This window comes from bacterium 336/3 (genome assembly GCA_001281695.1).
Taxonomy (GTDB): Bacteria; Bacteroidota; Bacteroidia; order Cytophagales; family Thermonemataceae; genus Raineya.
This window is the reverse complement of record LJIE01000001.1, coordinates 265,073-291,766: the sequence shown is the minus strand read 5'-3', so window position 1 is coordinate 291,766 and position 26,694 is coordinate 265,073. Positions and strand designations below refer to the sequence as shown.

28 protein-coding genes, 1 tRNA gene and 4 pseudogenes are annotated in these 26,694 nt (G+C 31.6%); 22 read left to right on the top strand and 11 right to left on the bottom strand.

Annotated elements, in window-relative coordinates; translation table 11 throughout:
* Positions 1 to 47: 47 nt before the first annotated feature.
* Positions 48 to 1,217 carry an acetyl-CoA acetyltransferase gene (locus tag AD998_01275; protein ID KOY84959.1) on the top strand — a complete coding sequence of 390 codons (1,170 nt, stop codon included), beginning with the start codon at positions 48 to 50 and terminating at the stop codon, positions 1,215 to 1,217.
* Positions 1,218 to 1,239: 22 nt separating this feature from the next.
* Here the strand turns inward: AD998_01275 and AD998_01270 are convergent.
* The 6 genes and pseudogenes from AD998_01270 to AD998_01245 form a co-directional block, all read right to left on the bottom strand.
* Positions 1,240 to 1,691, bottom strand: a pseudogene (locus AD998_01270) (hypothetical protein).
* Positions 1,692 to 1,694: 3 nt separating this feature from the next.
* The gene (locus tag AD998_01265; GenBank protein ID KOY84958.1) at positions 1,695 to 2,417 is read right to left on the bottom strand and encodes a 4-hydroxy-tetrahydrodipicolinate reductase; all 723 of its coding nucleotides are present in this window, start codon (positions 2,415 to 2,417) and stop codon (positions 1,695 to 1,697) included.
* Between the two features lie 27 nt (positions 2,418 to 2,444).
* Positions 2,445 to 2,891 (bottom strand): annotated as a pseudogene (locus AD998_01260) (hypothetical protein).
* A gap of 160 nt (positions 2,892 to 3,051) precedes the next feature.
* Entirely contained in the window at positions 3,052 to 3,927 is an 876-nt protein-coding gene (locus tag AD998_01255) for a chromosome partitioning protein ParB (protein ID KOY84957.1), read from the bottom strand.
* A 181-nt stretch (positions 3,928 to 4,108) separates the two neighbouring features.
* A pseudogene (locus AD998_01250) lies at positions 4,109 to 4,474 on the bottom strand (hypothetical protein).
* A 12-nt stretch (positions 4,475 to 4,486) separates the two neighbouring features.
* Entirely contained in the window at positions 4,487 to 5,272 is a 786-nt protein-coding gene (locus AD998_01245; GenBank protein ID KOY84956.1) for a chromosome partitioning protein ParA, read from the bottom strand.
* A gap of 199 nt (positions 5,273 to 5,471) precedes the next feature.
* On the opposite strand from AD998_01245, the gene AD998_01240 reads away from it, so the two are divergent.
* Positions 5,472 to 7,163, top strand: a complete 1,692-nt coding sequence (locus AD998_01240) for a hypothetical protein (GenBank protein ID KOY84955.1) — start codon at positions 5,472 to 5,474, stop codon at positions 7,161 to 7,163.
* A gap of 48 nt (positions 7,164 to 7,211) precedes the next feature.
* On the opposite strand, the gene AD998_01235 is transcribed toward AD998_01240, so the two are convergent.
* Positions 7,212 to 7,967, bottom strand: coding sequence for an imidazole glycerol phosphate synthase subunit HisH (locus AD998_01235; protein KOY88005.1), 756 nt, complete (start codon positions 7,965 to 7,967; stop codon positions 7,212 to 7,214).
* A gap of 306 nt (positions 7,968 to 8,273) precedes the next feature.
* Here AD998_01235 and AD998_01230 point away from each other — a divergent pair, with 306 nt between their 5' ends.
* The 3 genes from AD998_01230 (at position 8,274) to AD998_01220 (ending at position 10,308) form a co-directional block, all read left to right on the top strand.
* A complete protein-coding gene (locus tag AD998_01230; GenBank protein KOY84954.1) occupies positions 8,274 to 8,648 on the top strand; it encodes a hypothetical protein in 375 nt (124 codons plus the stop codon).
* Between the two features lie 9 nt (positions 8,649 to 8,657).
* Entirely contained in the window at positions 8,658 to 9,617 is a 960-nt protein-coding gene (locus AD998_01225; GenBank protein ID KOY84953.1) for a hypothetical protein, read from the top strand.
* A 118-nt stretch (positions 9,618 to 9,735) separates the two neighbouring features.
* The gene (locus AD998_01220; protein KOY84952.1) at positions 9,736 to 10,308 is read left to right on the top strand and encodes a hypothetical protein; all 573 of its coding nucleotides are present in this window, start codon (positions 9,736 to 9,738) and stop codon (positions 10,306 to 10,308) included.
* A gap of 56 nt (positions 10,309 to 10,364) precedes the next feature.
* Here AD998_01220 and AD998_01215 read toward each other — a convergent pair.
* Together AD998_01215 and AD998_01210 are read right to left on the bottom strand one after the other, a co-directional pair.
* Positions 10,365 to 10,454: transfer RNA gene (locus AD998_01215), tRNA-Ser, on the bottom strand.
* A 33-nt stretch (positions 10,455 to 10,487) separates the two neighbouring features.
* Positions 10,488 to 11,114 carry a hypothetical protein gene (locus tag AD998_01210; GenBank protein ID KOY84951.1) on the bottom strand — a complete coding sequence of 209 codons (627 nt, stop codon included), beginning with the start codon at positions 11,112 to 11,114 and terminating at the stop codon, positions 10,488 to 10,490.
* A 168-nt stretch (positions 11,115 to 11,282) separates the two neighbouring features.
* On the opposite strand from AD998_01210, the gene AD998_01205 reads away from it, so the two are divergent.
* The 13 genes from AD998_01205 to AD998_01145 all read left to right on the top strand — a co-directional run bounded on the left by AD998_01205 (position 11,283) and on the right by AD998_01145 (position 22,325).
* Complete coding sequence (locus AD998_01205) at positions 11,283 to 12,557, top strand: hypothetical protein (protein ID KOY84950.1); 1,275 nt, start codon at positions 11,283 to 11,285, stop codon at positions 12,555 to 12,557.
* Positions 12,558 to 12,562: 5 nt separating this feature from the next.
* Positions 12,563 to 13,147: a hypothetical protein gene (locus tag AD998_01200; protein KOY84949.1), complete on the top strand. Its 585-nt coding sequence runs from the start codon at positions 12,563 to 12,565 to the stop codon at positions 13,145 to 13,147.
* An 88-nt stretch (positions 13,148 to 13,235) separates the two neighbouring features.
* Positions 13,236 to 14,429: a Signal peptidase-like protein gene (locus AD998_01195; protein KOY84948.1), complete on the top strand. Its 1,194-nt coding sequence runs from the start codon at positions 13,236 to 13,238 to the stop codon at positions 14,427 to 14,429.
* A gap of 47 nt (positions 14,430 to 14,476) precedes the next feature.
* Positions 14,477 to 14,935, top strand: a complete 459-nt coding sequence (locus tag AD998_01190; protein KOY88004.1) for a hypothetical protein — start codon at positions 14,477 to 14,479, stop codon at positions 14,933 to 14,935.
* A 116-nt stretch (positions 14,936 to 15,051) separates the two neighbouring features.
* On the top strand, positions 15,052 to 15,396 hold the full coding sequence (locus tag AD998_01185) for a DNA-binding protein (GenBank protein ID KOY84947.1): 345 nt from the start codon (positions 15,052 to 15,054) through the stop codon (positions 15,394 to 15,396).
* A gap of 41 nt (positions 15,397 to 15,437) precedes the next feature.
* A complete protein-coding gene (locus tag AD998_01180) occupies positions 15,438 to 15,974 on the top strand; it encodes a hypothetical protein (protein ID KOY84946.1) in 537 nt (178 codons plus the stop codon).
* Complete coding sequence (locus AD998_01175) at positions 15,971 to 16,633, top strand: hypothetical protein (GenBank protein KOY84945.1); 663 nt, start codon at positions 15,971 to 15,973, stop codon at positions 16,631 to 16,633. The genes AD998_01180 and AD998_01175 overlap by 4 nt, the downstream gene beginning before the upstream one ends.
* Before the next feature lie 14 nt (positions 16,634 to 16,647).
* Positions 16,648 to 17,142: a hypothetical protein gene (locus tag AD998_01170; protein ID KOY84944.1), complete on the top strand. Its 495-nt coding sequence runs from the start codon at positions 16,648 to 16,650 to the stop codon at positions 17,140 to 17,142.
* A 129-nt stretch (positions 17,143 to 17,271) separates the two neighbouring features.
* Positions 17,272 to 18,402 (top strand): ATPase, encoded by a 1,131-nt coding sequence (locus AD998_01165; protein ID KOY84943.1) that lies wholly within the window; start codon positions 17,272 to 17,274, stop codon positions 18,400 to 18,402.
* A gap of 59 nt (positions 18,403 to 18,461) precedes the next feature.
* The gene (locus tag AD998_01160; GenBank protein ID KOY88003.1) at positions 18,462 to 18,941 is read left to right on the top strand and encodes an adenylate cyclase; all 480 of its coding nucleotides are present in this window, start codon (positions 18,462 to 18,464) and stop codon (positions 18,939 to 18,941) included.
* A gap of 94 nt (positions 18,942 to 19,035) precedes the next feature.
* Positions 19,036 to 20,781 (top strand): hypothetical protein, encoded by a 1,746-nt coding sequence (locus AD998_01155; protein KOY84942.1) that lies wholly within the window; start codon positions 19,036 to 19,038, stop codon positions 20,779 to 20,781.
* Positions 20,782 to 20,809: 28 nt separating this feature from the next.
* Positions 20,810 to 21,325, top strand: coding sequence for a hypothetical protein (locus AD998_01150; protein KOY84941.1), 516 nt, complete (start codon positions 20,810 to 20,812; stop codon positions 21,323 to 21,325).
* 16 nt (positions 21,326 to 21,341) lie between these two features.
* Positions 21,342 to 22,325 (top strand): magnesium chelatase, encoded by a 984-nt coding sequence (locus AD998_01145; GenBank protein KOY84940.1) that lies wholly within the window; start codon positions 21,342 to 21,344, stop codon positions 22,323 to 22,325.
* A 93-nt stretch (positions 22,326 to 22,418) separates the two neighbouring features.
* On the opposite strand, the gene AD998_01140 is transcribed toward AD998_01145, so the two are convergent.
* Positions 22,419 to 23,111: a hypothetical protein gene (locus tag AD998_01140; protein ID KOY84939.1), complete on the bottom strand. Its 693-nt coding sequence runs from the start codon at positions 23,109 to 23,111 to the stop codon at positions 22,419 to 22,421.
* 113 nt (positions 23,112 to 23,224) lie between these two features.
* On the opposite strand from AD998_01140, the gene AD998_01135 reads away from it, so the two are divergent.
* Positions 23,225 to 24,256 carry a hypothetical protein gene (locus AD998_01135; protein KOY84938.1) on the top strand — a complete coding sequence of 344 codons (1,032 nt, stop codon included), beginning with the start codon at positions 23,225 to 23,227 and terminating at the stop codon, positions 24,254 to 24,256.
* On the opposite strand, the gene AD998_01130 is transcribed toward AD998_01135, so the two are convergent.
* Complete coding sequence (locus tag AD998_01130) at positions 24,249 to 24,788, bottom strand: RNA methyltransferase (GenBank protein ID KOY88002.1); 540 nt, start codon at positions 24,786 to 24,788, stop codon at positions 24,249 to 24,251. The genes AD998_01135 and AD998_01130 overlap by 8 nt on opposite strands.
* 279 nt (positions 24,789 to 25,067) lie before the next feature.
* Here AD998_01130 and AD998_01125 point away from each other — a divergent pair.
* The 3 genes and pseudogenes from AD998_01125 (at position 25,068) to AD998_01115 (ending at position 26,600) form a co-directional block, all read left to right on the top strand.
* Positions 25,068 to 25,340: pseudogene (locus AD998_01125) on the top strand (hypothetical protein).
* A 41-nt stretch (positions 25,341 to 25,381) separates the two neighbouring features.
* The gene (locus tag AD998_01120) at positions 25,382 to 26,248 is read left to right on the top strand and encodes a hypothetical protein (GenBank protein ID KOY84937.1); all 867 of its coding nucleotides are present in this window, start codon (positions 25,382 to 25,384) and stop codon (positions 26,246 to 26,248) included.
* A gap of 70 nt (positions 26,249 to 26,318) precedes the next feature.
* Positions 26,319 to 26,600, top strand: a complete 282-nt coding sequence (locus AD998_01115; GenBank protein KOY88001.1) for a DNA-directed RNA polymerase subunit omega — start codon at positions 26,319 to 26,321, stop codon at positions 26,598 to 26,600.
* Positions 26,601 to 26,694 lie beyond the last annotated feature (94 nt).

The window sequence follows — 26,694 nt, the reverse complement described above, 5'->3', positions numbered from 1 at the left end:
TGGATTTCCAAACAAAATTCAATATTCACATTAAATTGAAATTCATAATGAACGCATATATAGTGGCTGGTTATCGTACAGCCGTAGGAAAATCTAAAAGAGGTGGGTTTCGTTTTACTCGCCCTGATGACCTTGCTGCTGAGGTTATCAAACATTTGGTAAAGTCTGTACCTAATTTTGATGCCTCAAGAGTAGAAGACCTTATCGTTGGTTGTGCTATCCCTGAAGCTGAACAAGGTATGCAGATTGGTAGAATGATTGCTTTGCAATCATTGCCTGTAAATGTTCCTGGTTTTGTAATCAATCGTTATTGTGGCTCTGGTTTAGAAGCAATAGCAATTGCTTCTGAACGTATCAATGCTGGTATGGCAGATTGTATCATTGCTGGAGGAACTGAATCTATGTCTCTTGTACCCATGATGGGTTATAAACCCGCTCTAAACTTCCAAGTAGCGACCAATCATCCAGCATATTATTTAAGTATGGGACTTACTGCTGAGCAGGTTGCTCAAGATTATAAAATTGGTAGAGATGCTCAAGACGAATTTGCTTACATTTCTAATATGAGAGCTGTTGAAGCTATCAAAAGTGGTAAATTTAAAGATCAAATTGTACCTATTAGTGTTGAGGAAGTTTATGTTGAAGAAGGTAAAAAGAAGAAGAAAACTTGGATTGTAGATACAGATGAAGGACCAAGAGCAGAAACAACTGTTGAGGCTTTGGCTAAATTAAAACCTGCATTTGCAGCAGGTGGAAGTGTAACAGCTGGAAATTCTTCTCAAACTTCTGATGGAGCAGCTTTTGTAATGATTATGTCTGAAAAAATGGTTAATGAGCTTGGTTTAAAGCCTATTGCTAGACTATTATCTTACAGTGTAATGGGCGTTGAGCCTCGTATCATGGGTATCGGTCCTGTGGCTGCTATTCCTAAGGCTTTGACTAAAGCAGGCTTAAAGCTTTCAGATATTGGCTTGATTGAACTCAATGAAGCATTTGCGGCTCAAAGCTTAGCTGTTATTCAAGAATTAGGTATTGATAAATCTATCACCAATGTAAATGGTGGTGCTATTGCTCTTGGACACCCCTTAGGCTGTTCTGGTGCAAAGTTATCTGTACAACTATTTAATGAGATGCGTTTAAGAAATGCCAAATATGGTATGGTCAGTGCATGTGTAGGTGGAGGACAAGGAGTTGCAGGTATTTTTGAATTGTTATAAGAAACTAAAAGCCTTTGTAAAATTACAAAGGCTTTTTTTCTATTATTTTTTGCTTGATTTTTTCTATCCAATCTCCATCATCTGGTTTGATACAAAGCACCTCAAAACCATATTTTTCTCCTTCTATTTTTACCCCTTCACTATCATCTATCAATAAATCTATTCCAAAAGCAGGAGGGTATTTACTGGCTTTATGCTTTGCTTTTTTATTATAAACACTTTGATTTACAACACCTTGCAAATGTGTTCCATTTAACCAAAATAAAAAGTAGATATAAAATTTACTTCTAAATGAGGTTGTGTAAATCCATGTTTCTATTTTATTGTTTTGACAAAAATGAAAAATATTTGTTGTATTTTTCTTAAATGTTCCACATGAAACATTTTTGCAAATAACTGATATTTAGGATTTTGTACTGAAAATTTATGATTAGATGGTATCAAACTATCATCCAAATCGAAGGCAATTCGCATAAATTATAAAGCTCCAGCAAGGAGGTCTTTCATTCCTAAAACACCTTTTTTATCTTTGATAAATTCAGCAGCAAGTACAGCCCCTAAAGCAAATCCTTTTCGGCTGTATGCTTCATGTTTTATTTCTATAAAATCTTCAGGAGAACTATATGTAATAACATGTGTACCTGGGACATGTGGTTCTCTTTTAGAAATAATGCCTATTTCTTCTTGTGCTTCTGTTTTTTGGTTTACCCAACTTATTTTTTGTGGATAGTTTTCGATAATACCTTTTGCCAAACTAATAGCCGTACCACTTGGAGCATCTTTTTTCTCTGTATGATGAATTTCTTCCATACTTAATTGATATTGACTATGCTTACTCATTAATTTTGCAAGATATTCATTAAGCTGAAAAAACAAATTTACTCCCAAACTAAAGTTTGATGCATAGAAAAATGCTTTTTCTTGAGAAACAGCAAGTTGTTCGACTTCTGATTGTCTGTCTAACCATCCTGTTGTACCAGAAACAATAGAAACTTTGTTATTCAAAGTTGTTTGAATATTTTCAAATGCTGTTTCAGGCTGAGTAAACTCAATGGCTACATCTGTATTATTGGAATTGATTTTGAAAAGGTCTTCTTTATTTTCGATATTAATTCTAAAAGAGATATGGTGTCCACGTTCAAGGGCTATTTTTTCAATTTCTTTACCCATTTTTCCATAACCAATCAAAGCGATATTCATAATTGTAAAAAATTTTATGTTGAAGTCTCAAAACTGTAATTTCTTTTTATTTTTTATTCCAAACTGTATGGTAGTAGCAAAATATGCCTGCCCTTGTGGGCTAAAGTCTATCTTAGGATATATTTTAAGGCTTAAATTATCACTAATATCATAAGTAGAAAAATGTGCATCCACAATTGCATCTACAACTGTTAGTCCATAAAATACAATACTTCCAATAATAAGCTGTTCTTTACTTCTTCTAAATTCATTTCTTAAAAGAGCCGCTTGATCTAGATTTATATTATTAGGATTTCCGGTGAGGAATGCTTCCTGATAAATTCCTCTATAATACTGATAATAAGCATTATTCCAGTAAATACCATAACCCAAACCCATTGCACCACCATATACCAAAGGTAATTTCCAATATTTTTTATTATAGATTTGCCCCCAACCTGGCAATACAGCAGCTCGAAGTGCTGCTATTTTGGGCGAACGTCCCTTTAGTTTTTGAATCGTATCTTTCTTACGAATTTGACTAGTGTCTGTTTGAGCGAAATTTAATTGGGGTAAAAAGAAAATTAGGAAAATAAGTAAAACACTTATTTTCCATTTTTCAAGGTTTTTAAGATAAATATATTGGAGTGTTAAGCTAAACATTTAATATATCAAGTATGCGATTCAAGTCTTCTGTAGAATTAAAAGGTATTTTTATTTCCCCTTGATTTTTGTTATTAGCTTGTACAGATATTTTCGTGCCAAAATGTGATGATAGCTTTGTTTGAACTTGTTTTATTTCAAAACTATTTCCTGATTTTGTAGGAGTTTTTACCTTTGTCTTTGATGCTGAAAGATTTCTTACCATATCTTCCACAGCCCTTACAGATAAATCCTCAAGTAATATTTTCTTCAAAATAGCAATTTGGTCATCTGGATTGTCAACATTGATAATAGCTCTTGCATGCCCCATGCTAATCTGTTTATCTCTCAGAGCAGCCTGAACCATTGGAGGTAATTTCAATAATCGCAAATAGTTTGTAACAGTTGTTCTATTTTTACTTACTCTATCTCCTAATTCTTCTTGCTTTAAATTACATTCTGAGATTAGTCGTTGATAACTAAGAGCAATTTCAATAGGATTTAGGTTTTCTCTTTGAATATTTTCTATCAAAGCCATTTCGAGCATTTGCTGGTCGTTGGCCGTACGAATATAAGCAGGTATCGCTTTAAGTCCTGCTCTTTTAGAAGCCTGCAAACGGCGTTCTCCTGAGATTAATTGATATTTACCTTCACTTAATCTTCTGACAGTAATAGGTTGTATAATACCTTGTAACTTAATAGATTCAGATAACTCATTGAGAGCATCCTCATCAAAGTCAGTACGAGGTTGATATGGATTAACTTCTATACTTTCTACATCTATTTCGTTGATACTGGCTTGTACAATTGTTGGTTTTTCATTTTCTTCCTGTTGAACTGAGTCTGTAAGTAATGCCCCTAAACCACGTCCTAATACACCTTTTTTCATCTTTTTTACTTTTTATCAATATCTAGAATTTTAGGCAAAATTAAGAATTTTTCTTAGAAATCATGAACATCTTTATAATAAAGTATATAGTAGAAATAAAAATCAAGCTTATAATTCCAAAAATTAAGATATTAGGTAGTGTACCTACATTATTTTTAGCAATATTGATATTGAAAATCTCTACAATACACATAACTAAAATTGTCAAAAATTTTAAATATCGAAGCATCTGATTGCTCAAATAATATAGTTTGAAAGCATTTTCTTCTGTAACAGTTACAGGATAGTTGAGGAGGTGAGGAATTTTTTTAAGAACAGATAGTACAATGTAGATAATGGTTGCTAAAATGGCTAAGATAAAAAGGTTGTTTTTATGTCCGAAACCATCTGCTTGTCCATTAAAATTAAAATGAGTTGGTATTCTTTCTGGGAGATTAGAATAATGATATAACAACCATACCCACATAAAAAACAATAGAAACCCTGTTAGGATTTCTATTGTTTTATCTAAAGGCTTTATTTCCAAATTAATTTTGGGATTGCTCATCAGAGTAAAAATTTATTTTACAGCACTTTTTTTAATTTTATTTTTCTCAAGAATTTCTTTAGCAAGTTCTAAATAGCTTGCTGCTCCTTTACTTGAAGAGTCATGTTGGATTGCAGGAAGTCCAAAACTTGGAGATTCACTTAAACGTACATTTCTTGGAATAACTGTTTTAAAAACCATCTGTTTGAAGTGATTACTTACATCTTCTACAACTTGTGTAGAAAGGCGAACACGGGAATCATGCATAGTAAGTAATATTCCTTCTATTTCTAAGCGTGTATTCAATCTAGATTGAATAATTTTAATAGTATTGAGTAATTTTCCAAGTCCTTCTAAAGCAAAATATTCGCATTGAACAGGTACAAGAACAGAATCAGCTGCTGTAAGAGAATTTACAGTTATGAGTCCTAATGAAGGCGAACAATCTATTACTATAAAATCGTACTCATTTTTAATAGCATTGAGTGCAATTTTCATTTTTTCTTCTCTACTTTCAAGATTAATCATCTCAACTTCTGCACCTACTAAATCAATATGTGAAGGTATTAAGAAAAGATTATCTATAGATACGGGCAAAGTAGCTTGAGCTGCACTTGCACCATCCACCATACATTCGTAGATACTTGTTTGTATTTGCTTAGGATTATGCCCTAAACCTGAGGTAGAATTTGCCTGAGGGTCAGCGTCTACAAGCAATGTTTTATAACCCAAAGTAGCCAAACTTGCAGCTAAATTGATGGCTGTGGTTGTTTTACCTACTCCTCCTTTTTGGTTCGCTATGGCAATAATTTTACCCATATTTAAAAATAGTGTTAGTATGTAAGTTCAAAACCGTTTGTTTATATAGAATAAAAGCAAGAAACGTTTTTTTTTTCTAAAAAAAAATTTAATTTGCTTACCAAAAATAATATATATTTGTGATGTTTCTTGTAAAAGTGAATTTTCTTAGAAAATTTATGCAAATATAGAACTTTAATTCAAACAATTTCAAAATTTTATGATGAGACAATTATTATTGTTCGCTGTGGCTTTATTTCTCTTTGCTTCTTGTGGTGGTAAAGAAGATAATGGAGGCAAGAAAGTCTTTCGTTACAATCAAACTGGTGGTCTGAATTCACTAGACCCTGCTCAGGCTCGAAATAGAGCAAGTGTTTGGGCTACGAGTCAAATTTTCAATGGACTTTTGGAATTGGATGAAAATATGCACCCAACACAATCCATTGCAGAGTCTTACTCTTGGGACTCTACAGAAACGGTTTATACCTTCAAATTAAAGAAAAACATTCGTTTTCATGATGATCCTTGCTTTCCAGGTAACACAGGAAGAGAAGTTCATGCTGATGACTTTGTTTATAGCTTTCAAAGAATTTTGAATCCTAAAACTCGTAGTACAGGTGCTTGGATTTTTAGAGGTAAAGTACACCAAAATCCTGATTCTGCATTTATAGCTCTTGATAGATATACATTACAGATTCGTTTACAGAAAAAATTTCCTCCTTTTTTAGAGATGCTTACGATGCCTTATGCATTTGTAATACCAAAAGAAGCTATTGAAAAATATAAAGATGATTTTAGGGCACATCCTATTGGAACAGGAGCTTTTCAATTAAAAGAGTGGAAAGAGGGCGAAAAGCTGATTTTATCTAAAAATGAACATTATTGGAAGATGGATCATGATGGTCGTAAATTACCATTCATTGATGTTGTACAAGTTTCATTTATCAATGACCCCAATCAAGCATATAATGAATTTGTTGCTGGTAAATTAGATTTTATTACAGGACTTCCTGAAACAGCAAAAGATATTTTGGATAAAGGAAAGGTGAAAGAAGAATTCCGTAAAAAATATAATGTTGATAAAGTTCCCTACATGAACACTGAGTACATTGGTTTTCAGCTTAATACAGGAAAATATAAAGATACTACACATCCTTTCTTGAAGAAGAAATTCCGTCAAGCTTTAAGTTATGCTATTGACAGAGATCAAATTGTTCTTTCTTTACGTAATGGATTGGGAATGCCTGGTATTTCAGGTATCACTCCTGCTGCACTTCCATCTTTTGATTCTGTAAGAGTAAAAGGTTATACTTATAATTTAGCAAAAGCTCGTCAATTATTAAAAGAAATTGGTCATGAAGGTGGAAAAGGTTTACCTGAATTAAAACTTCATACTTATCAAACGGACAAAGAAATTGCAGAGTTTATCAAAAAACAATGGAGTGAAATTGGTGTAAATGTTACTATAGAGAGTAATCAGTTTGTAACGCATCAACAAATGGTAGATGATGGAAAAGTTACTTTGTTTAGAGGTTCTTGGTTAGGAGATTATCCTGATGCTGAAAATTATTTTGCAATGTTCTATAGCCAAAACTTCTCTCCTGTAGGTCCTAATAAAACAAACTTTGTAAGCAAAGAATTTGATAGACTTTATGATGAAGCACAATCGAAGGACGAACATGATGAAAACCATCTGCTTCTTTATAAATACTACCATGATATGGATAATTTATTGATTGAAGAGTCTCCTATTATCGTATTGTATTATGACGAAATTTTAAGGATTTATAATAAAAAATTAAAAGGTTTAAAAACTAACCCTACTAATATTTTATTCTTAGAAAATGTAGATTTTGGAGATAAGGCAGAAAAAGAAGGTGAAAAAGAAAAGAAAGCAACTGCTTCAAAATAATAACTAGTATTTGATACTAAAAGGATAGCTAAAATTAGCTATCCTTTTTTATTGTCTTACTGAAATATTTTGCTGATATAAATAGCTTTTTAAATCTTGAATGGCTATTTCTTTAAAGTGAAAAATACTTGCGGCAAGAGCAGCATCTGCTTTACCTGTTGTGAATACTTCTGAAAAATCTTGTATTGAACCCGCTCCTCCAGAGGCTATTACAGGAATGGAAACAGCTTCTGAGATTTTGGCTGTAATAGATATATCAAAACCTGCTTTTGTCCCATCTGCATCCATAGATGTAAGTAAGATTTCACCAGCTCCTCTTTCTGCTACTTCTTTTGCCCATAAAAATGTTTGTATATCAGTAGGTTTACGTCCTCCATGAGTATGAACATAATGAGTTTTATCAATATTTTTAGTATCAATGGCTAGTATAATACATTGACTACCAAATTCTAATGCTAATTCATCAACAAGCTTAGGGTTTCGTACTGCTGAAGAATTGATAGAAATTTTATCAGCTCCTGCATTTAAAAGTTCTGATACATCTTGTTTACTACTAATTCCGCCACCTACAGTAAAAGGAATATTGAGATGGGCAGCAATTTCTTTTACCAAAGCTACCAGTGTCTTTCTACCTTCAACTGTTGCATTGATATCTAAGAAGACTAACTCATCAGCTCCTTCTTCTGCGTAGCGTTGAGCTAATTCTACAGGATTTCCAGCATCTATTAAATTTTCAAAATTTACACCTTTTACTGTTCTACCATCTTTTATATCTAAACAAGGGATAATTCGTTTTGTGAGCATAATAGTTTTTATAAAATGGAAGGCAAATATATAATTTTTATATTTTCTGTTTTCTTTGTTTTTTACATTTATCACTACAATACAAAACTTCGTTCCATACTTTTTCCCATTTTTTTCGCCAAGAGAATGGTCTTTTGCAAATTACACAGGTTTTTTCAGGCAAGTCACTTTTTTTTCGCATTTTAGCCATTCATCTATTTTTTTAAGTAAAACCCTTCTTAATAGTTGAGTGTTTTATATTTTTACTATTATTTTTACTCTCAAATGAACTAATATTATTTTTGTTTTCGTTAAAGTAAAGAATTCATGATAATGGAAAATACATATAAAGAATCCGCCCCCGAACGTCCTGAAGCAAAGAGAAGTGTTTTTCTTTGGATTGATAATTTAGTAAACGTAGATTTTCTTACCCAAAAAAGAAAACCTATCAATTATATTCCTTATGTACTATATCTCACAATTTTAGGTATATTTTATATCAGTAACACTCATTATGCAAGGAAGCTCCAACGACAAATTATTATTTTAGAAAAAGACGTCACTAATCTTCGTTCTGACTATACACAATCTCAGGCTAAGTATATGAATACTACAAAGTATTCAGAAGTCGAAAAGCGAGCTAAGGATATGGGTCTTGAACGAGCCGAAAAAGTTCCTTATCAAATCATTATCAAAAAATAACCCTATACCATGAAAAAGTATCTTATTTTAGCATCATTACTCTTATTTATTGTAGATGTTGCTATTGCACAAAAAAAAGTAAAAAACTCAGCAAAAAGCAGTATTACTCCAAATTTAGAACTTGAAAACTCTGTTTTTTGGGAAATTTCGGGAAAAGGAATTAAAGAACCATCTTATTTATTTGGTACACACCACTTATATCCACCAGATTCTGTTAAGAAGAATGAGTTTATAAAAGAGAAAATCAGAAAAAGCAAAACTGTTATTGGCGAAATAGCATTAGATAACATGATGGCTACATCCATGGCTATGATGAAAGTAGCTATCATGCAAGATACAACACTTAAAGATTTGTTGGGGGAAAAGAAATTTAACCAAGTAGATGAATATTTACAAACAAATATGGGCATGAGTGCTGCTCTTTTTAATAAAATGCGTCCCATGATGCTTATTCAAATGATTTCTGTAAAGAAGATTTCTAAAGAATTGGGCTTAGATGAGAACAAAATGATGAGTGGCGACCCCAGTAATAGTTTGGATGGATATTTTCAAACGTATGGAAAATCTTTAGAAAAAGAGATTATTGGTTTGGAAACTGTTGAATTACAAGCTAATGTTTTATTAAAAGGGTCGTCTTTACAACGCCAAGCTGAAATGTTGATGGAAGTTATTGAAGATAAAGGTTCACAATCATCAGAATCTATGAAGAAATTGAATAAGTATTATGCAGAGCAAAATCTGAATGAATTGGCAAAATTTGGATTAGATGACAAAAATATGAAACCTGAAGAATACAATTCTTTACTAAAAAACAGAAATGACGCTTGGATGCCTCAAATCTACAAATTAGTTCAAGAAAAACCAGTTTTTATAGCTGTAGGAGCATTGCATTTAGTTGGCAAAGATGGCTTGATTTATCAATTACGTAAGCAAGGTTATACCGTTAAACCTCTCAAAACTAAGATATAAAAATTGATTCATTAAGCCGTAATATAATTTGATAAACAAAAAAGTTTCTTTCATAAAAAGACCCTCTATATTTTATGGAGGGTTCTTTATTTTTGAGAAATTTTAAACAAAATGTATTATGAAAAAGCTACAATTTCCTTTTCTACTTTTACTAACAGTTTTATTCATGGGTTCATGTATTTCTTCTGAATATCTTATAACTGATAAAACTGCATTTGTTGATGATGACCAATTAGTTGGCTCTTGGAAGTTTGTTCCTCCAGCTAAAAAATCTGCTGAAGAATTAGAACTTCCTATTGATAAAATTATTTTCACAAAAAGCTCTTCAACAGGAACATACACCCTTGATATCAAGAATAAGCCAACAGAAGGTGAACAGCCCAAAGAAGATAAACCTTTAGATGCGTATATATCTATACTAAAAGGAACAAAAATCGTTAATTTTGGAGCAGAAGAAGAAGGTAAAAAAGGATATTGTTATTTTAAGTATAAAGTAAAAGATGGAAAATTATCTGTATCTCTATTTTTTGAAAAAGGTGTAAATGAGGCAAAAGCCAAAGGCAAAAGATATGATGCGAGTAATGCAAAACCTACAAAGTTTGCAAGTGAAAAGATTTTCAGAGATTTTATAGCTAAAAACTTGAATAATAAACTTTATTGGAGTGAAGAGCTTGTTTTCACAAAAGAGTAGATGTAGAATATATAAAAAGAAAAGCTATCTATAATATGTATAGATAGCTTTTCTTTTTGAGGAGAAGAAGAGATTCGAACTCTCGATACAGTTTCCCGCATACACGCTTTCCAGGCGTGCCCCTTCAACCACTCGGGCACTTCTCCAATTTTTAGGAATGCAAATTTAGTAAATTTCCTTTAGAGTGTGTTATAGTAATCAAATATTTTTATCATGTCAAGACGTTGTTGTACTCCCAATTTATTCTTTTTCATAAATGTTTCTAATTGAGAAGTCTCTTCTTTCATTTGGGACAAAAATTGTTTTTTACTTCCTGTTCTCAGTTTTACAATTTTTCCGCTTTTATTCATAATGTAAAACTCTGTAATGATTCTATAAGAAAAAGTCCGTCCTCCTGTACCATACCAACCCCATCCTGCTTGCGGATTCATGCGAGTTTCTAAATACTCTGTTCCTAATAGTGTTACTTTGTTTCCCTCTGTAAGCACCTCAAAAAAAGTAGCAGATTCATAACTGATATTAATGTTTTTTGCATACATAAGGGTTAAAAATCTTCTATTTGCTTTCACTTTACTATCATAAAACGAAAAACTCTCAATGTTTCTTGCATTAAAGGTTTTTAGTGTTCCTCCATTGTCTACCATCACTGTTTGTTGTTTGGTATCATATTTTATTTGTCCTCCCCATGTATTTCCTTCTTTATCTTTTACACTCCCTGCGTGGAATGTTCCTTCAGCAAGAATTTGCCCACAAACATTTTGACTTATGCCAAGTAAAATTGTTAAAATTAAAATAAAGGCTTTCATATCTTCTTTGAATTTAAGTATTTATTTACAAAACAATTTAAAATCACAATTTATCTCTCTAAATTTGCAAAATAATAATTTGATGTTGTAGAATTTTTTGATAACTTTTTTTACAATTTATAATAATTTATAACCATAGTCGTTTTTATAGAAATTACTACAATAAATATGCGATTTTACATTTTACTTATCATTATTTGGGGTTGGATTGGCGTGTCAGTTGCACAAAAGCTGACAAGAAGGGCTTTTTTAGGCATTGATCCAGTAGAAAAAAATCAAGTTTTAGTTATCAATAAGATTTATCCCAAAACTGCTGCAGAAAGGTCTGGAATGAAAATCGGAGATGAATTATTGAGTATCAATGATTTTCAGCCTCATTCTATTCAAGAGCTTATTCAAGGACTTAAAAAATTTAGTCCAAAAGAAAAAGTAAAACTAAAAGTTCGTAGAAATGATCAGGAAATAATTCTTGATGCTCGTTTAGATGAAGCACCCAAAGAAATTACCTTTGCTAACAGAACCATTTATGGCGAAATCCCTGTAAATAATGCTGTTTTACGTAGTATTATTACGGTTCCCCAAAAAGAAGGTAAATATCCTGCTGTAATTTTTATTCAAGGGGTAGGTTGTTATCCTGTTGATACTCCTATGGATACTACTTATGGGCATGTTCAAATGTTGCGTCATTTAAGTAAAAACAATATTGTAACCATGAGGGTTGAAAAATCTGGTGTTGGAGATAGTCAAGGTACTCCTTGTGAAAAACTTGATTTCCAAACAGAATTAGCTCATTTCACAGAAGCTCTCAAAGCCTTAAAAACATATCCTTTTGTAGATAAAGATAACATTTTTGTAATTGGGCATAGTTTAGGAGGCGTAATAGCCCCTATGATTGCACAAAAAGAAAATGCAAAAGGAGTTGTGGTTTATGGTACTATTGGTCAGAATTGGACAAATTATTTGATAGACTCTCGCAAGGCAATGGCTATACAAAAAGGAGAAGATTATGAAGATGTAGAAGAATGGACAAAAAATGTAACAGATTGTAGCGTTAGATTTTTTATGCAAAAACAACATTTAGATAGTGTTTTTAAATATAATTCAGATTGTCAAGACTTTTTAAAAAGATTCAGTTTCAGAAGTCCACAATATTGGTATCAATTAAGTGAGATTAATGTAGCTCAACAATGGAAAGAATATAATGGTTATGTTCTTTCCATTTGGGGAGAATCTGATAGGTCAACTTTTGCTTCTGAACATCAGCTTATTACAAATATTATCAACCAACATAATCCTAAAAAAGGAACTTTTATCAAAATAAATAGAGCAGATCATAAAATGTGTTTGCGTAACTCCCAAGATACTGATAAAGAATCTGATTTTAATCCACAAATTGCTGAAAGCATTTACGAATGGATAGGTAAAGTAATAGGAGGTTTATAATATTTATGTTAAAAGCAGATATTCGTAAAATATATAAAGAAAAAAGGCTTTCTTTATCTGAGTCTTCTTTTAAAGATAAAAATAATACTCTTTCTAATCTTTTTATTTCTTGGGATAAAATAAAAAACATTGAATTTATTCACACTTTTTTACCCATTTTATCTCAAAAAGAACCTGATACTTGGAGTTTTATTCATAAAGCTTGGGAACAAAAACCTAAAATTTCTTGGATTATCGCAACTACAAACTTCAAAAAGAAGGAATTAGCTCATTTTCATCTAAACAAAGAGACCAAACTACTTACCAACCAATGGGGAATTAGTGAACCTGTTGATGCCCAAATATTTTCTATCGAAAATATTCAAATGGTTTTAGTTCCTCTTTTAGCTTTTGACAAACAAGGGTTTAGAGTAGGTTATGGACAAGGGTTTTATGATCGGTTTTTGGCTCAATGCCCTCAAGTCATTAAAGTTGGTATATCATTGGAGCCCCCTTTGGAAGAAAATATCACAGATATAGATAATTATGATGTGTCTATGAATTATTGTATTACTCCTGAAGGCATCATTGATTTTTCCAAACAATTTTAGAATACGTTTGTTTTTTGTCGTTAAGCAAGCTAACTTTGTAGTTGGTTAGATTTATTTTTGTTGATTATTTTATTTTTACTGAAAATTTATGGGTTGTTCTTCTTGTTCTTCAGGAGGTTGCTCTACTGATAAATCATCTGGTTGTGGGGGAGGTTGTAAAACAGGTGGCTGTAATAAAATGAACTCTTTTGACTGGCTTTCTAATATGGATTTGCCTGTTGACCAAAAGTTTCGTATTGTAGAGGTTCGTTTTAAAAATGGCAATAAAGGTTTTTTCCGAAATACCCAACATTTTGATTTATATACTGGTGATGCAGTAGTTGTAGAAGCACAAAACGGTTATCATTTGGGGCATGTTTCTTTGCAAGGTGAGCTTGTCCGCCTCCAAATGTTAAAAAAAAATGTAATAGAAGAGAACGAAAATATCCTCAATATTTTGCGTATAGCCTCTGAAAAAGATATTGAAAAATTTAAGGAAACTCAAGCTCGTAATTTGCCTACTATGTTTAGAGCAAGGCAAATTATTGGAGAACAAAGTTTGCCTATGAAACTTTCAGATGTTGAGTTTCAAGCAGATAATACCAAAGCTACTTTTTATTATTCTGCAGAAAATCGAATAGATTTTAGAGAGTTAATCAAAATTCTTGCTTCTGAGTTTAAAATTCGTGTTGAAATGCGTCAAATTTCTCTTAGAGAAGAAGCTGGTAGGCTTGGAGGTATAGGCGTTTGTGGGAGAGAGCTTTGCTGTTCTACTTGGCTAACTGATTTTAAGAGTGTTACCACAACGGCTGCTCGTTATCAAAATCTTTCTCTAAACCCTGCTAAACTCTCTGGACAATGTGGAAGACTCAAATGTTGCTTGAATTATGAATTAGATACATATATTGAAGCTGTTAAAGATTTTCCAAATATTGAAAAACCTTTAAAAACCAAACAAGGAAACGTAAGTCTCAAGAAAACTGACATTTTTAAGAAAATTATGTGGTTTGGTTATGAGAATGATAGCAATTGGCACCCTCTTACTATTGAAAGAGTAAAGGAAATCATGGAGTTAAATGAAAAAGGCATTATTCCTGAAACTTTAGCACAAATAGAAACAGGACAAGTTTCAGCAGAAGCTAAAAAAGCAAAAGAGATTGCTACAGAAAAAGGAGCTATTCAGGCATTGGATAAAAAATTAAAAAATAGAGAGAAAAAAAATCTAAAAACTGAAAAGCCTAAAACTTCAAAAAATCATCCTAATAAAAATAACAAACAACATCCTCCAAGAAATAATAAATAATGAATTCCTATAAAAAAATTCTATTTTTTAGCTTTTTGATTATCAATATGACGTTTCTTAGTGCTTGCAAAGAAGAGGGCGTTGTATTTGAAGATAATGAGAGTATTAAAGAAGGAAAATGGGCTATGGAAAAACCTGTAAAACTAAACTTTGAAATCAAAGACACTTCCAAAGCCTATAATTTGTACTATAATATTCGTAATGAGCTTTCATATCCTTACTATAACGTATATGTTACTTATTATTTACGTTATCCTGATGGTAAAAAAGTTGATTCTTTATTGCAAGATGTTGTTCTTTTTCATCCCAATACAGGTGAGCCCTATGGAATAGGAACTGGAGGTATCAGGGAGCATCAATTACCTGTTTTTCAAAATTTTAAGTTTAAGCAAAAAGGAAAGTATACTTATGAGTTCAAGCAATTTATGCGTATCAATCCACTTAAAGGGATTCTTTCTATGGGTTTACGAATTGAAGATGCTCAAAGTGAAGTACATAAAAAATAATCATTCAAAAAAATATATTCATAAGGGAAATTTTTTAAATATTTTTTTGTGTAGCGATAAAAATTTCTAATTTTACGCACTCAATAAACGAAAGGTTCAACTAAAATTTAAGGATTGTGGAAGAGTACAAAGAAACCAACGACCGAGCTGCGGATGTTTACTCTAAAAGAGTAAGGGCAGGTAAAAGAACTTATTTCTTTGATGTAAAATCTACAAGAGGTAGCGACTTCTACCTTACTATCACTGAAAGCAAAAAACGTTTCCGTGATAATGGATTTTACTACGAAAAACATAAGATTTTCTTGTATAAAGAAGATTTCGGGAAGTTCATCGAGTCTTTAGAAGAGGCTATCGTGAAAATTAAAGAATTGATGCCTGATTATGACTTCAATCAAGTTGTAGAGCAGGAAGCTTTTGAAAGCAATGATGAGGCTCAAGAAAGCGAATTGAAATGGGAATAAAAAAAGAGGCTTAAGCCTCTTTTTTGTTTTATATTTAGCTTATGAAAACCCAATATTTAGAAGAGCTTAAGTTTCTAAGAAAACGTATTCCCATTCCCATCTCTCAGGCAGTTTCATTATTAAATGAATATCAAGGAAATACAGATATTATTCAAAAAATATTTAAAGAACAATGTATCCAAGAAATTATAGAAGCAACTGATTGCTCTTGGGAAATTGCAGAAGAAGCCTATCGTTATACACGTTATGACATTACCAAAGCCATTACATTAGTAATTGAAGATGAATTTGATAGAAATTATGTCTTTCATTCTGAAATCACCAAAGAAAAGTTAGAAATTGTACGTGATTGGCTCAATTGGATGACTGATTATCATTACTGGGAGCTACCTTTATCTTTAACAGAAACAACAAATATTGTAATTGACATTTTAACACACCTAAAAGATTTTGATGAATTAAAAAATATTTTAAATTCTAATCCTATTCTTGATGAAAAAACTTTCAATTTGTATAAAGATAAATTAGACAAAGCCCTCAGCAGACATTGGCGAAATTTAAACAGAGATTTTGAATGAAATATTGTATTATAGTTTTATGTGCAAGTTTTTTGTTTTTTTCCTGTAAAGAAAAAAGACATACTAAAAGTTTTATTGTTTGGAAAAATACAGAAGGTATCAAGAAGTTTGTTCATATAAAGGATAAGTCTTACAGGGCTTTATTTTTACATACTAAGGAGAAAAAAATAAATGATACCATTTCGCAATCTATAAGTAGTTGGTTTGTAAACAGCTTGATTTTTAGTGATTATACCGAAAATATCAGCCCTAATTACGTAGATTTAGTCGATATAGGTATGTATGAGTTAGATTCTAATAACACACCTATGAGACTCAATGGTGAAATTTTAAGAAAACAGCTACTCAAAAATGGATACTTAGAACATCATATTCAATATATTTCTAAAAGGAACATTGGACTTACCTATGACATCAAAAGAAAAACGAAATCTCTAATAAAATCTATTGATACTTTGGATATTAAATGTTCAGATTGCATGATTATACAAGGCTCCTCTATAGTGAAATTGATTTACAATAATTTAAGCAATAAAAAAGATACAATGGGATACTCAGAAAGTATAAGTATCTTAAAAAAAAATGAAGGACTTATATTCTTTGGCAACAAAGAGAACAACATTAGTAATTTTTATGTTTTAGAAAAGTATTTAGAATAAAATCACCCTACTATATGGCAGAAAACGTTTTCATCCCTCAGAATTCAACAAAAAAAGATATTTATAATGCCCTTGTACCACAAATAGATGGCATTTTACAAACAGAAACTGATCTTACAGCCAATTTAGCAAACTTTGTAGCTATTCTCAAAGAAGCTTTTGGATTCTTTTGGGTTGGCTTTTATTGGGTAAAAAATGAACAATTAGTACTTGCTCCTTTTCAGGGAACATTGGCATGTACACGTATTGCTTTTGGCAAAGGTGTTTGTGGGGCTTCTTGGAAAGAACAAAAAACCATCCTTGTACCTGATGTAGATGCTTTCCCTGGGCATATTGCTTGCAGCTCTCTTTCAAAATCTGAGGTAGTTGTTCCCATTTTTCAAAATGAAAAAGTTGTAGGAGTTTTAGATGTAGATAGTGATAAACTCAACGATTTTGATGAGCAAGACCAAATTGGGTTAGAAAATCTTATCAAAATTTTAGAAAAGCATTTATCTAAAATGCAATAAAAGCCAAAAACATCCCATTATAAAATCTTTATTTCTAAAAACTAAAAAACTAATTCATTTTCTTTTTCTTGAGAGAGTAATTTTTTTATATTTGAACATCTACATTTTTAGAATTAAAAACTTACAGAAATGGCAAAAAAAACCACTAATAATAGTAGTTCCACCAGCAACACAAATAGTACTGGCGTTCTTCGTCAGCATGCTGAAATACAATTTGCCCAAGAATTAGAAGAATTAAAAAAACAAGATTCAGGAAATGTTCCACCTCTCTGGCATATGTCTCCTGCATCTGTAGTTATTTACCTAATGGGTGGTAAATTAAAAAATGGTTTTGAAGTAAGCCCCAAATATATTGGTTCTCGCAGATTGATGGAAATAGCTGTTGCTACACTCACTACTGATAGAGCTTTGTTGTTGTATGGTTTACCTGGTACAGCAAAATCTTGGGTATCAGAGCATTTATCTGCTGCTATTTCTGGAGATTCCACTTTGCTTATTCAGGGTACAGCAGGTACAGGTGAAGAAGCTGTTCGTTATGGTTGGAATTATGCTCGTTTGCTTGCTGAGGGTCCCAGCGAAAATGCTTTGGTAGTTACGCCTATGATGGTGGCTATGAAAGAAGGCAAAATTGCTCGTATTGAGGAGCTTACTCGTATCACAGCAGATGTTCAAGATACATTGATCACCATTCTTTCAGAAAAAACAATGCCTATTCCTGAATTGAATACAGAAGTTCAGGCTGTAAAAGGATTTAATGTTATTGCAACAGCCAACAATAGAGATAAAGGTGTAAATGAACTTTCTGGAGCATTGAAACGCCGTTTCAATACGGTTATTCTTCCATCACCAGAAAGTATTGAGGAAGAAGTAGATATTGTAGAACGTCGTGTCAATAGCATTGCTAAAAACTTAGAATTGCCTGCAGAAATGCCTCCTCTTAAAGAAATAAAGAGAATTGTTACGATTTTTAGAGAGTTGAGAGCAGGTGTAACCTTAGATGGTAAAACCAAAATTAAAACTCCTACAAGTACGATGAGTACAGCAGAAGCTATTTCTGTGGTAAACAGTGGTTTAGCTTTGGCTGCACACTTTGGTGATGGTACGATGAGTGCTTTGGACGTAGCTTCTGGTTTAGTTGGTGCAGTTGTAAAAGACCCTATACAAGATAAAGTTGTTTGGACAGAGTACCTTGAAACAGTTCTTCGTACACGTGAAGATTATAAAGATCTTTACAAAGCTTGTAAAGAAATGATTCTTTAATTTTAAGAATACTTGTGTTGAAAGCCTTGCTTTTGCAGGGCTTTTTTATTACTAATTTTATGGGATTAGAAATTGAAAGGAAATTTTTAGTAAAAAAAGATATTTGGAACATTCTTTCTATAGAAAAAGGAGAGTTTTACAAACAAGGTTACATTTCAACAGAACCTTCCAAAACAATGCGAGTACGACTAACAGAAAGCCATGCCTTTTTAACTATAAAAGGCTCCTCACAAGGGTTTTCAAGAATGGAATTTGAATACTCTATCCCACAAGAAGATGCCAAACAATTATTAGAAAAGTTCTGCTCAAATATCATCAGTAAAAAAAGGTATAAAATATTTTATCACAACCATTTATGGGAAATAGATGTATTTTTAGAAGATAATGAAGGACTTATAATTGCTGAAATAGAACTTACATCAGAAAATGAACATTTTGAACTGCCTCCTTGGGTAGACAATGAAGTAACCACAGATGAAAGATATTACAATTCTTATTTATCACAAAATCCATTTAAAAATTGGAAAAACAATCTTTAATTCTCTCAAATAAAAAAGATTATAGTCTTTGTTTTTCTTTTCTCTTTGCTGTTTTATCCTTACATTTGCACAAAAATGTACCGACTTATAAATCATGAAAAAACTTTTTTTTGTAATAACTATACTTGTCTTACAATTATCTGTTGTAGCTCAAAATAAAAAATTGACAGCTCAATATCAAAAAGGTAAAACAGCTTTAAATGCTAAACAATATCAAGAAGCTATTACAGCTTTTGAGCCTCTACAAAAACCTACAAAAGGAAATATTTATAGAGAATATGCCTATTTTTATACTGCTCTTTGTAATTTTAATCTAAAAAAATACAAAGATGCTGAAAAGTCTTTGGAGAACCTTTCAGAGAAGTTTCCTAATTGGGATAAAATGCAAGAAGCTTTGTATTTGCAGGCAAATATAGCTTTTGAACGCAAAGAAGATAATATAGCTCTTACTTATATAGATAAAATCAAAGATGCTTCTATTGCCAAAGATGCCAATGAAATGAAATCTTTTTACTTAGGCAAAAGAGAAATCAGTGCCTTAAAAAACCTTCAAATTGTTTATCCAAAAGACAAACAAGTAGCTCAGGTGTTGGTAGATAAGCTTGCAGCAGAATCCATTGAACCAGCAGATTTAGATTTGATTGATAGTTTAATAGAAAAACATGGACTCAGCCGTCCTGAAAAAACTCGTTTACAAAAAGTTTCTAAAGGTTCAAAAAGAGCATTTAAAGATACTTTGAATGTAGGTGTTTTCTTACCCATTAATTTCAAAGACTACAAAGACTCTAAAAAAAGAACAACAGCTACCAACTTAGGCATTGAGTTTTATCATGGAATGCGTATAGCCAAAAGACAATTAGATACTTCCAGAGTATTTGTAAATCTATTGGTGTATGATGTATATCAAAATCCTGATACATTGGAACTCATGTATAAGAAAAATGAATTTGCAAGAATAGATATGTTTGTGGGACCTTTTTATGATGAAGATTTTGCAAAAGCTCTCGAAATAGCAGAAAAGAAAGACATCCCGATTATCAATCCATTTTTAAGTACTCCTAAATTTTTAGATAGTAAAAATGCTTATTTTTTACAACCTACTGTGGAAACACAAGGTAAGCAATCTGCTACCTTTGCCATTAAAACATTTGGTAAAAAAGTTATTATTTTCCATAGCGACCTTGCTGATGACCTAAAACTCATGAATGCCCATAAAGCAGAAGTAGAACGTTTGGGTGGACAAGTGCTTGCTCAACAGAAACTTTCAGTTACAACTATTCCTCTTATTGAAGAAATTTTGGCAAAACCTGAAAATAAAGATGTTGCTTATATTTTTGTAGCAAGTCCAAGCCAAGCCGCTGCCGAAAAAATTATGGAGCAGATGAAAGAAAAAATGCCCAATGTGCCTATCATTACAACACTTGCTTGGAAAAAATTTGCTGAAATCAAACCTCAAGATTTAGAGGCTCAAAAAGTACATTTTATAGACCCTGATTATACAAGATTAGGAGGAGAAAAAGATAAATTAAAAATCCAATACAACCTTAAAGTTCGTCATGTAGAAATGTACAGCAACATGGTTGCTCCGCCTCTTGCTACACACAAAGGTTATGATGTTACAAGAACCTTCATTAAAACTCTTTATGAAAGCAAAGATAATTTTTATAAAAAAGTTGTGGATAATGAAGATTTTAAACGAACTTACAGAGGCTATATATTCGGAGATAAACAACGAGATAACCAATATGTACCTATATTAAAATATTCTGAGAAAAAACTAATTGTTGTAAACCCTCTTTTTGAAGAAAAGCCAGAACCCAAAAAAGATGGCAATCGATAATTTTTAAGCTTATTAAAACTATACTTTTATGGAAATATTTCTTGCAATTGTGTATTTACTAGTTTCTCTAATTTTAGGACTACTAGTTACATTTAGTACAACAAGGCTTTTTATCAGAGCTATTCGTAGAAAATATAATATTACACATCAAAATACTTCTTTTGCAATTTTACTTGCATCTGTTATTTTTTCAGTGGGTTATATTATTTCGGGTGTTTTAGAACCTGCTTTCAAAATGATAGCAACAGTAAGAATGCTTGAAAAGAATGGAGCTGATGTATTTTTTAGTGTTGTCAAATATGGCACTATTTTCGGAATTGTAGGCTTTGTTGTGTCATTTCTGGTCATTTTTTTAGCCATGTATCTATTTAATTTTTTAAATACAGAAATCGAAGAATTAGAAGAAATTAGTAATAACAATATTGCTGTTGGTATTTTAGTGGGTACAATTATTATAGTTATCACTTTATTCGTAAAAGGAAGCATTATTTTCTTCTTAGAAAACTTAATACCTTACTCAGAATTACCAAGAAATATAGGTTAAATACAGATTATAAATTATGGAGCATCAAGAAAATTTATTTGATAACAGATTAGACCTGAATGGTTTGCAAACAAAAGTAAGCCAAATAAAAACAGAGATTGGTAAAGTAATAGTTGGACAAGAAGATGTAATAGATTTGATGCTAACAGCTATTTTAGCTGATGGACATATACTTTTAGAAGGTGTACCAGGTGTTGCTAAAACCCTTACAGCAAAACTTTTTGCTAAAATTATGGCTATTGATTTCTCCCGAATTCAGTTCACGCCAGATTTAATGCCCTCTGATGTAATAGGAACGTCTATTTTTAATCTAAAAACCTCTGATTTTGAGTTCAGAAAAGGTCCTATATTTAGCAATTTAGTCTTGATTGATGAAATCAATAGAGCTCCCGCCAAAACACAAGCTGCTCTTTTTGAAGTCATGGAAGAAAGGCAAATCACTTTTGATGGTACAACTTATATTTTACCTCCTCCGTTTTTAGCAATAGCTACTCAAAACCCTATAGAGCAAGAAGGAACATACAGATTGCCTGAAGCACAACTTGACAGATTTTTATTCAAAATACAAGTAAATTATCCAAATTTAGGTCAGGAAATTGGTATTTTAGAAAAAGCAAATTCAAGAAAATCGAACTCCCAATTGGCTGGTGTTGAGCCTATTTTAGCAGGCCATGAAATTATGGAGTATAGAAAAGTTATCAAAGATATTCATGTTGAAAATAACTTGTTGAGTTATATAGCTCAAATTATAGACCGTACACGAAACAATCATTCTTTATATTTGGGTGCTTCTCCAAGAGCATCTTTAGCTCTTTTAAATGCATCAAAGGCTTATGCTGCCATTGATGGTAGAGATTTTATTAGTCCAGAAGATATTAAACATCTTGTTTACCCTATTCTAAGACATAGAATTATGCTTACTCCTGAAAAAGAAATTGAGGGTGTAAGTATCGAAGATGTTATCAATCAGATAGTACAGTCTATTGAAGTTCCAAGATAAACTTTATTCTTCAAAGTTATTTTGTTATCAAATTATTTAGAGGTAAAAAAGCAAGCTTTTATGCTTGCTTTTTTATTGATTTTATCTTGTTTATTATTTTGTTAAGTAATAACGGAAACCTAAAGAGAATGAAGGTCTGATAGAATTAGCACTCAAACCAAATGTAGAATTTGTGAATTTTGATTCGTTACCATTACCCAAATCCGTTTTTGAAGTAGTAGATGAAAAACCTACAAATCCAAAATTTGCTTCTAAACCAACTTTGCTTGTAGGGAAAAACACGATACCAGGTGTGATTCCTATTTCTAAATCTGTTGTTTTGGGTCCATCATTAGTTACAGTTGTATTTCCATTTTTTTCTTCTATTTTAGAACTTCCAAATGCTACACCTGCACCAAATGTACCTGTAAAACCAAAATTATCACCCACCATCCAATATTTACGAACATAAGGAGTAAAGCCAAAGCTTGTACCCGATGTTTTTTCATAATCATCTGGATCGTTATTATCTGGTACTTGAACAGAAGAAGAGTTTACTGATAGGTCTAAACCAACAGCCAATTTATCAGCTACAAAATAACCTACACCTGGTACAATAGAGAAAGTTGTTGATTTAACACCATCAGATTCAATAGTTGTTCCTCCAAGTGTTGTGGTAAATTTTCCAGAAGAACTTGTAAAACCTAAACCACCTCCAACAAACAACGTACCTTTAGAAGTTTGTGCAAAGCTACTCATAGCTGTAGCAAAAAGAATTGCAATTGTTAAAAGATTAATCTTTTTCATATTATGATTTTTAGTTGAAACTGTGATAGTGTTTACAAACAAAATGCCAAAAATAAATTTGTAGTCTTAAAATTTTTACTAAATTTTGAAGACAATTTAATTTTCAAGAAGTTATGAGGCATATAAGTTTGTTTTTTGTTTTGCTTTTTTTGAATGTCAGTGTGTATGGACAAACTGTCAAAGTAGATTTAGTGGCTCAAGAAAGCCCCACAGATGCCCATTTTAGGGGTTTATGGGTTGTCAATGAGTCTATTGTTTGGGCAAGTGGTACAAAAGGAAATGTAGTTAAAACTTTAGATGGTGGGAAAACTTGGCAAAAAATAGTTGTAACAGGTTTTGAAGACAAAGATTTTAGAGATATTGTAGCATTTGATGACAAAAAAGCTTTTATTATTAATGCTGGTTCGCCTGCTTATATTCTTAAAACTGAAGATGGAGGCAACTCTTGGACTTCTGTTTATCAAAATGATTCACCTAAAGCATTTTTAGATGACATGGGATTTTGGGATGAAAAGACTGGTTTTGTTTTTGGCGACCCAGATGATTCTGGTAAGTTTGTTTTATTACAAACCTCTGATAATGGAAAATCATGGAAAAATATAGGAGATAAACTTCCAACACCACAAGAAAACGAGGCAGGTTTTGCCGCAAGTGGCACAATTATGCGTTTCAAAGACAAGACCCATATATGGATAGGAACAGGAGGCGGGAAGGATTCAAGAATACTCTTTTCTAATGATGGAGGGAATTCTTGGAGTTTTTTTCAAACACCTATTTTAAGTGGTAAAAATTCTCAAGGTATTTTTTCAATGGCTTTTAAAGATAAAAAAAGTGGAATAGCTGTAGGTGGTGACTACACTACTCCCAACGAGCCGAACAAAACATCCATTTATACAAGAAATAGTGGGAAAACTTGGAAGCTATCTAAAAAAATGCCCAATGGATATCGTTCTTGTGTCTCTTATGTAAGAGGTGATATCTATATTTGTGCAGGAACAAATGGTTCAGACATATCCAAAGATGGAGGAAAAACTTGGCAGAGTGTTTCTTCAGAGGGTTTTAATACCATTCGCTTTGCTCAAAACGGAAAAGTTGGTTGGGCAGTTGGAAACAAGGGAAAAATTTTCAAGGTTTCAATTAATTAGCTTTTTTGAGTTGTTCATTTATTGAATGCCAACAAACAATCCCAATAGTTACAGAAACATTAAGCGAATGTTTTGTCCCAAATTGAGGTATTTCTAAACAAATATCTGAATTTGCGACAATATCAGCATTTACTCCAAAAACCTCGTTTCCAAATACAAAGGCATATTTTTTTTCTGTATCAATAGTAAAATTTTGTAACAATGTACTATTGTGAGTTTGTTCAATACTTACAATGATGTAACCTTTATTTTTTAGATTTTCTATTAGTTCATTTATTTTTTCTATATACTCCCAAGCTACTGATTCCGTTGCACCTAAAGCTGTTTTTTGTATTTCTCTGTTAGGGGGTGTTCCTGTAATACCACATAAATAAATTTTTTCTGCTGCAAATGCATCGGCTGTTCTAAAAGCAGAACCTACATTGTGTAAGCTTCGTACATCATCTAAAACAATCACAAAACTATTTTTATGAGTATTTTGAAATTCTTCTACTGAAAGGCGTTGTATTTCGAATGTTTCTAATTTTTTCATCTTCATCATGGAAAATATTTTGACAAAAATAAAACTCTATTTTCTTTTTTTGAGTTTTTGGCAAGGATTTTGACAATTTTTTTCACATACAAGGCAACTTTTTACTATATAATGTCGTCTTAGTGTTGAAGATTGTTTATTTTTGTAAATGTTATATCCTGAATCACTATGAAATTATTCTTTAAACTTACTTTTATTGCTTTTTTATTAATTGGGGTTTCTACTTTTCAGGCTTGTGCCAATACTATTGTTGAAGTGGTGCCTCCAAATACAGGAAAGCTATTTGAAAATCACCAAATTAGCATTTCAAATCCATACCCATATCCTGCCAATGAAGTTGTATCATTCAATTATCAGCTTCTACAAAATAATATAGATGCTAAAATTGAATTGTATGATGTTTTAGGTAATGAAGTTGGTTCTTATCGTTTACAATCTGAATACAACAAGGTTGTAATCCAAACATCTTCTTTAAAAACTGGTGTATATTTCTTTACACTGATTATAGATGGCAAAAATATGATTACAAAAAAATTAGTTGTAAATCATTGATTTTTAACTTAACTTTGCAAAAAATTTTTCAATAATTTTCTATGAAGAAGGCTTTTTTAGTGTGGGTGATATTATTATTAACTTTCTCTGCGTGTAGCAAACTTAATAAAATTCGTAAGAGCAAAGACCCTTTAGAAAAATATCAAGCTGCTATTAATTATTACGAAAAAAAAGAATATAACAACACCTTAATTCTATTGGAAGAAATAGAACCTTTGCTTAGAGGGAAAAAAGAGGGAGAAAAAGCTCAATTTGTAGTAGCTAACTGTTATTACAAATTAAAACAATATGAGATGGCTTCATATAACTTCAAGAGATTTTATGAAACTTACCCAAGGAGTGAGTGGGCTGAGGAATCTTTATATTTTCATGCTTATGCTTTGTATAATCAATCTCCTGAAAGTGAATTAGATCAAACTCCTACACTTTCAGCTATTCAATCAATACAATCTTACTTAAATTCTTATCCTCAAAGCAAACGTATAGAAGAAGCTAATGGGATTATTAAAGAGTTGAGAAGTAAACTAGAACTAAAAGCTTATCAAAATGCTTTGTTGTTTTATAATACTCAAAACTACAAAGCTGCAATTCAGTCTCTAGCAAATTTTGAAAAAGATTATTCAGACTCTGATTTCATAGAAGAAGTTTCTTATAAAAAATTTGAAACTGAATATAATTTGGCTCGTCAGAGTATCGTAAGCAAGAAAATAGCTCGTTTTAATGAAGCAATTGTATTTTATGAAGAATACAAATACAAGTATCCTAATGGTAAATATCTAAAGGATGCTAAAAATTTATATGAATCTTGTTTGAAACAAATAGAAGAAATTAAGAAGTTGGATAATCCCAATAAAAATAATTCAGAAAATCAAAGTAGAACTCCCAATTCGCAAGGCAATGAAAAATAACAAAAATCTTATTAGTGCATCTACTTCAGGTAAACTAACAACAACATCTGCCTCTCTTATTACAAGAGATATGTCTGATATTGCTAAAAGAACAGGCAATGTTTATGAATCTGTGTTTATTATTGCACAAAGAGCAAAACAAATTGCAGTTAAAACCAAAGAAGAATTAACAAATAAACTCAATGACTTTTCTTCTCCTATTGACAATCTTGAAGAAATCTTTGAAAATAGAGAGCAAATTGAAATCTCTAAATTCTATGAAAGAATGCCTAAACCTACTTTGGTAGCTACTGAAGAGTTTATTGAAGACAAACTTACTTGGAAATATCTTGATGAAAATCAAGGTGAGTAAATTTTCATAAAAGATTATAGATGAAATCACACAAAAATTTTTGTGTGATTTTTTTGTTTCTATTTTTTATATAAATTGCCAAAAACAAAAATAA

What these genes read in the sequence shown, in the direction of transcription:
- AD998_01275 (KOY84959.1), top strand. Translation starts at nt 48, where the DNA reads ATGAACGCATATATAGTGGCTGGTTATCGTACAGCCGTAGGAAAATCT.
- AD998_01265 (KOY84958.1), bottom strand. Translation starts at nt 2,417, where the DNA reads ATGAATATCGCTTTGATTGGTTATGGAAAAATGGGTAAAGAAATTGAA.
- AD998_01255 (KOY84957.1), bottom strand. Translation starts at nt 3,927, where the DNA reads ATGAAAAAAGGTGTATTAGGACGTGGTTTAGGGGCATTACTTACAGAC.
- AD998_01245 (KOY84956.1), bottom strand. Translation starts at nt 5,272, where the DNA reads ATGGGTAAAATTATTGCCATAGCGAACCAAAAAGGAGGAGTAGGTAAA.
- AD998_01240 (KOY84955.1), top strand. Translation starts at nt 5,472, where the DNA reads ATGATGAGACAATTATTATTGTTCGCTGTGGCTTTATTTCTCTTTGCT.
- AD998_01235 (KOY88005.1), bottom strand. Translation starts at nt 7,967, where the DNA reads ATGCTCACAAAACGAATTATCCCTTGTTTAGATATAAAAGATGGTAGA.
- AD998_01230 (KOY84954.1), top strand. Translation starts at nt 8,274, where the DNA reads ATGATAATGGAAAATACATATAAAGAATCCGCCCCCGAACGTCCTGAA.
- AD998_01225 (KOY84953.1), top strand. Translation starts at nt 8,658, where the DNA reads ATGAAAAAGTATCTTATTTTAGCATCATTACTCTTATTTATTGTAGAT.
- AD998_01220 (KOY84952.1), top strand. Translation starts at nt 9,736, where the DNA reads ATGAAAAAGCTACAATTTCCTTTTCTACTTTTACTAACAGTTTTATTC.
- AD998_01210 (KOY84951.1), bottom strand. Translation starts at nt 11,114, where the DNA reads ATGAAAGCCTTTATTTTAATTTTAACAATTTTACTTGGCATAAGTCAA.
- AD998_01205 (KOY84950.1), top strand. Translation starts at nt 11,283, where the DNA reads ATGCGATTTTACATTTTACTTATCATTATTTGGGGTTGGATTGGCGTG.
- AD998_01200 (KOY84949.1), top strand. Translation starts at nt 12,563, where the DNA reads ATGTTAAAAGCAGATATTCGTAAAATATATAAAGAAAAAAGGCTTTCT.
- AD998_01195 (KOY84948.1), top strand. Translation starts at nt 13,236, where the DNA reads ATGGGTTGTTCTTCTTGTTCTTCAGGAGGTTGCTCTACTGATAAATCA.
- AD998_01190 (KOY88004.1), top strand. Translation starts at nt 14,477, where the DNA reads ATGACGTTTCTTAGTGCTTGCAAAGAAGAGGGCGTTGTATTTGAAGAT.
- AD998_01180 (KOY84946.1), top strand. Translation starts at nt 15,438, where the DNA reads ATGAAAACCCAATATTTAGAAGAGCTTAAGTTTCTAAGAAAACGTATT.
- AD998_01175 (KOY84945.1), top strand. Translation starts at nt 15,971, where the DNA reads ATGAAATATTGTATTATAGTTTTATGTGCAAGTTTTTTGTTTTTTTCC.
- AD998_01170 (KOY84944.1), top strand. Translation starts at nt 16,648, where the DNA reads ATGGCAGAAAACGTTTTCATCCCTCAGAATTCAACAAAAAAAGATATT.
- AD998_01165 (KOY84943.1), top strand. Translation starts at nt 17,272, where the DNA reads ATGGCAAAAAAAACCACTAATAATAGTAGTTCCACCAGCAACACAAAT.
- AD998_01160 (KOY88003.1), top strand. Translation starts at nt 18,462, where the DNA reads ATGGGATTAGAAATTGAAAGGAAATTTTTAGTAAAAAAAGATATTTGG.
- AD998_01155 (KOY84942.1), top strand. Translation starts at nt 19,036, where the DNA reads ATGAAAAAACTTTTTTTTGTAATAACTATACTTGTCTTACAATTATCT.
- AD998_01150 (KOY84941.1), top strand. Translation starts at nt 20,810, where the DNA reads ATGGAAATATTTCTTGCAATTGTGTATTTACTAGTTTCTCTAATTTTA.
- AD998_01145 (KOY84940.1), top strand. Translation starts at nt 21,342, where the DNA reads ATGGAGCATCAAGAAAATTTATTTGATAACAGATTAGACCTGAATGGT.
- AD998_01140 (KOY84939.1), bottom strand. Translation starts at nt 23,111, where the DNA reads ATGAAAAAGATTAATCTTTTAACAATTGCAATTCTTTTTGCTACAGCT.
- AD998_01135 (KOY84938.1), top strand. Translation starts at nt 23,225, where the DNA reads ATGAGGCATATAAGTTTGTTTTTTGTTTTGCTTTTTTTGAATGTCAGT.
- AD998_01130 (KOY88002.1), bottom strand. Translation starts at nt 24,788, where the DNA reads ATGAAAAAATTAGAAACATTCGAAATACAACGCCTTTCAGTAGAAGAA.
- AD998_01120 (KOY84937.1), top strand. Translation starts at nt 25,382, where the DNA reads ATGAAGAAGGCTTTTTTAGTGTGGGTGATATTATTATTAACTTTCTCT.
- AD998_01115 (KOY88001.1), top strand. Translation starts at nt 26,319, where the DNA reads ATGTCTGATATTGCTAAAAGAACAGGCAATGTTTATGAATCTGTGTTT.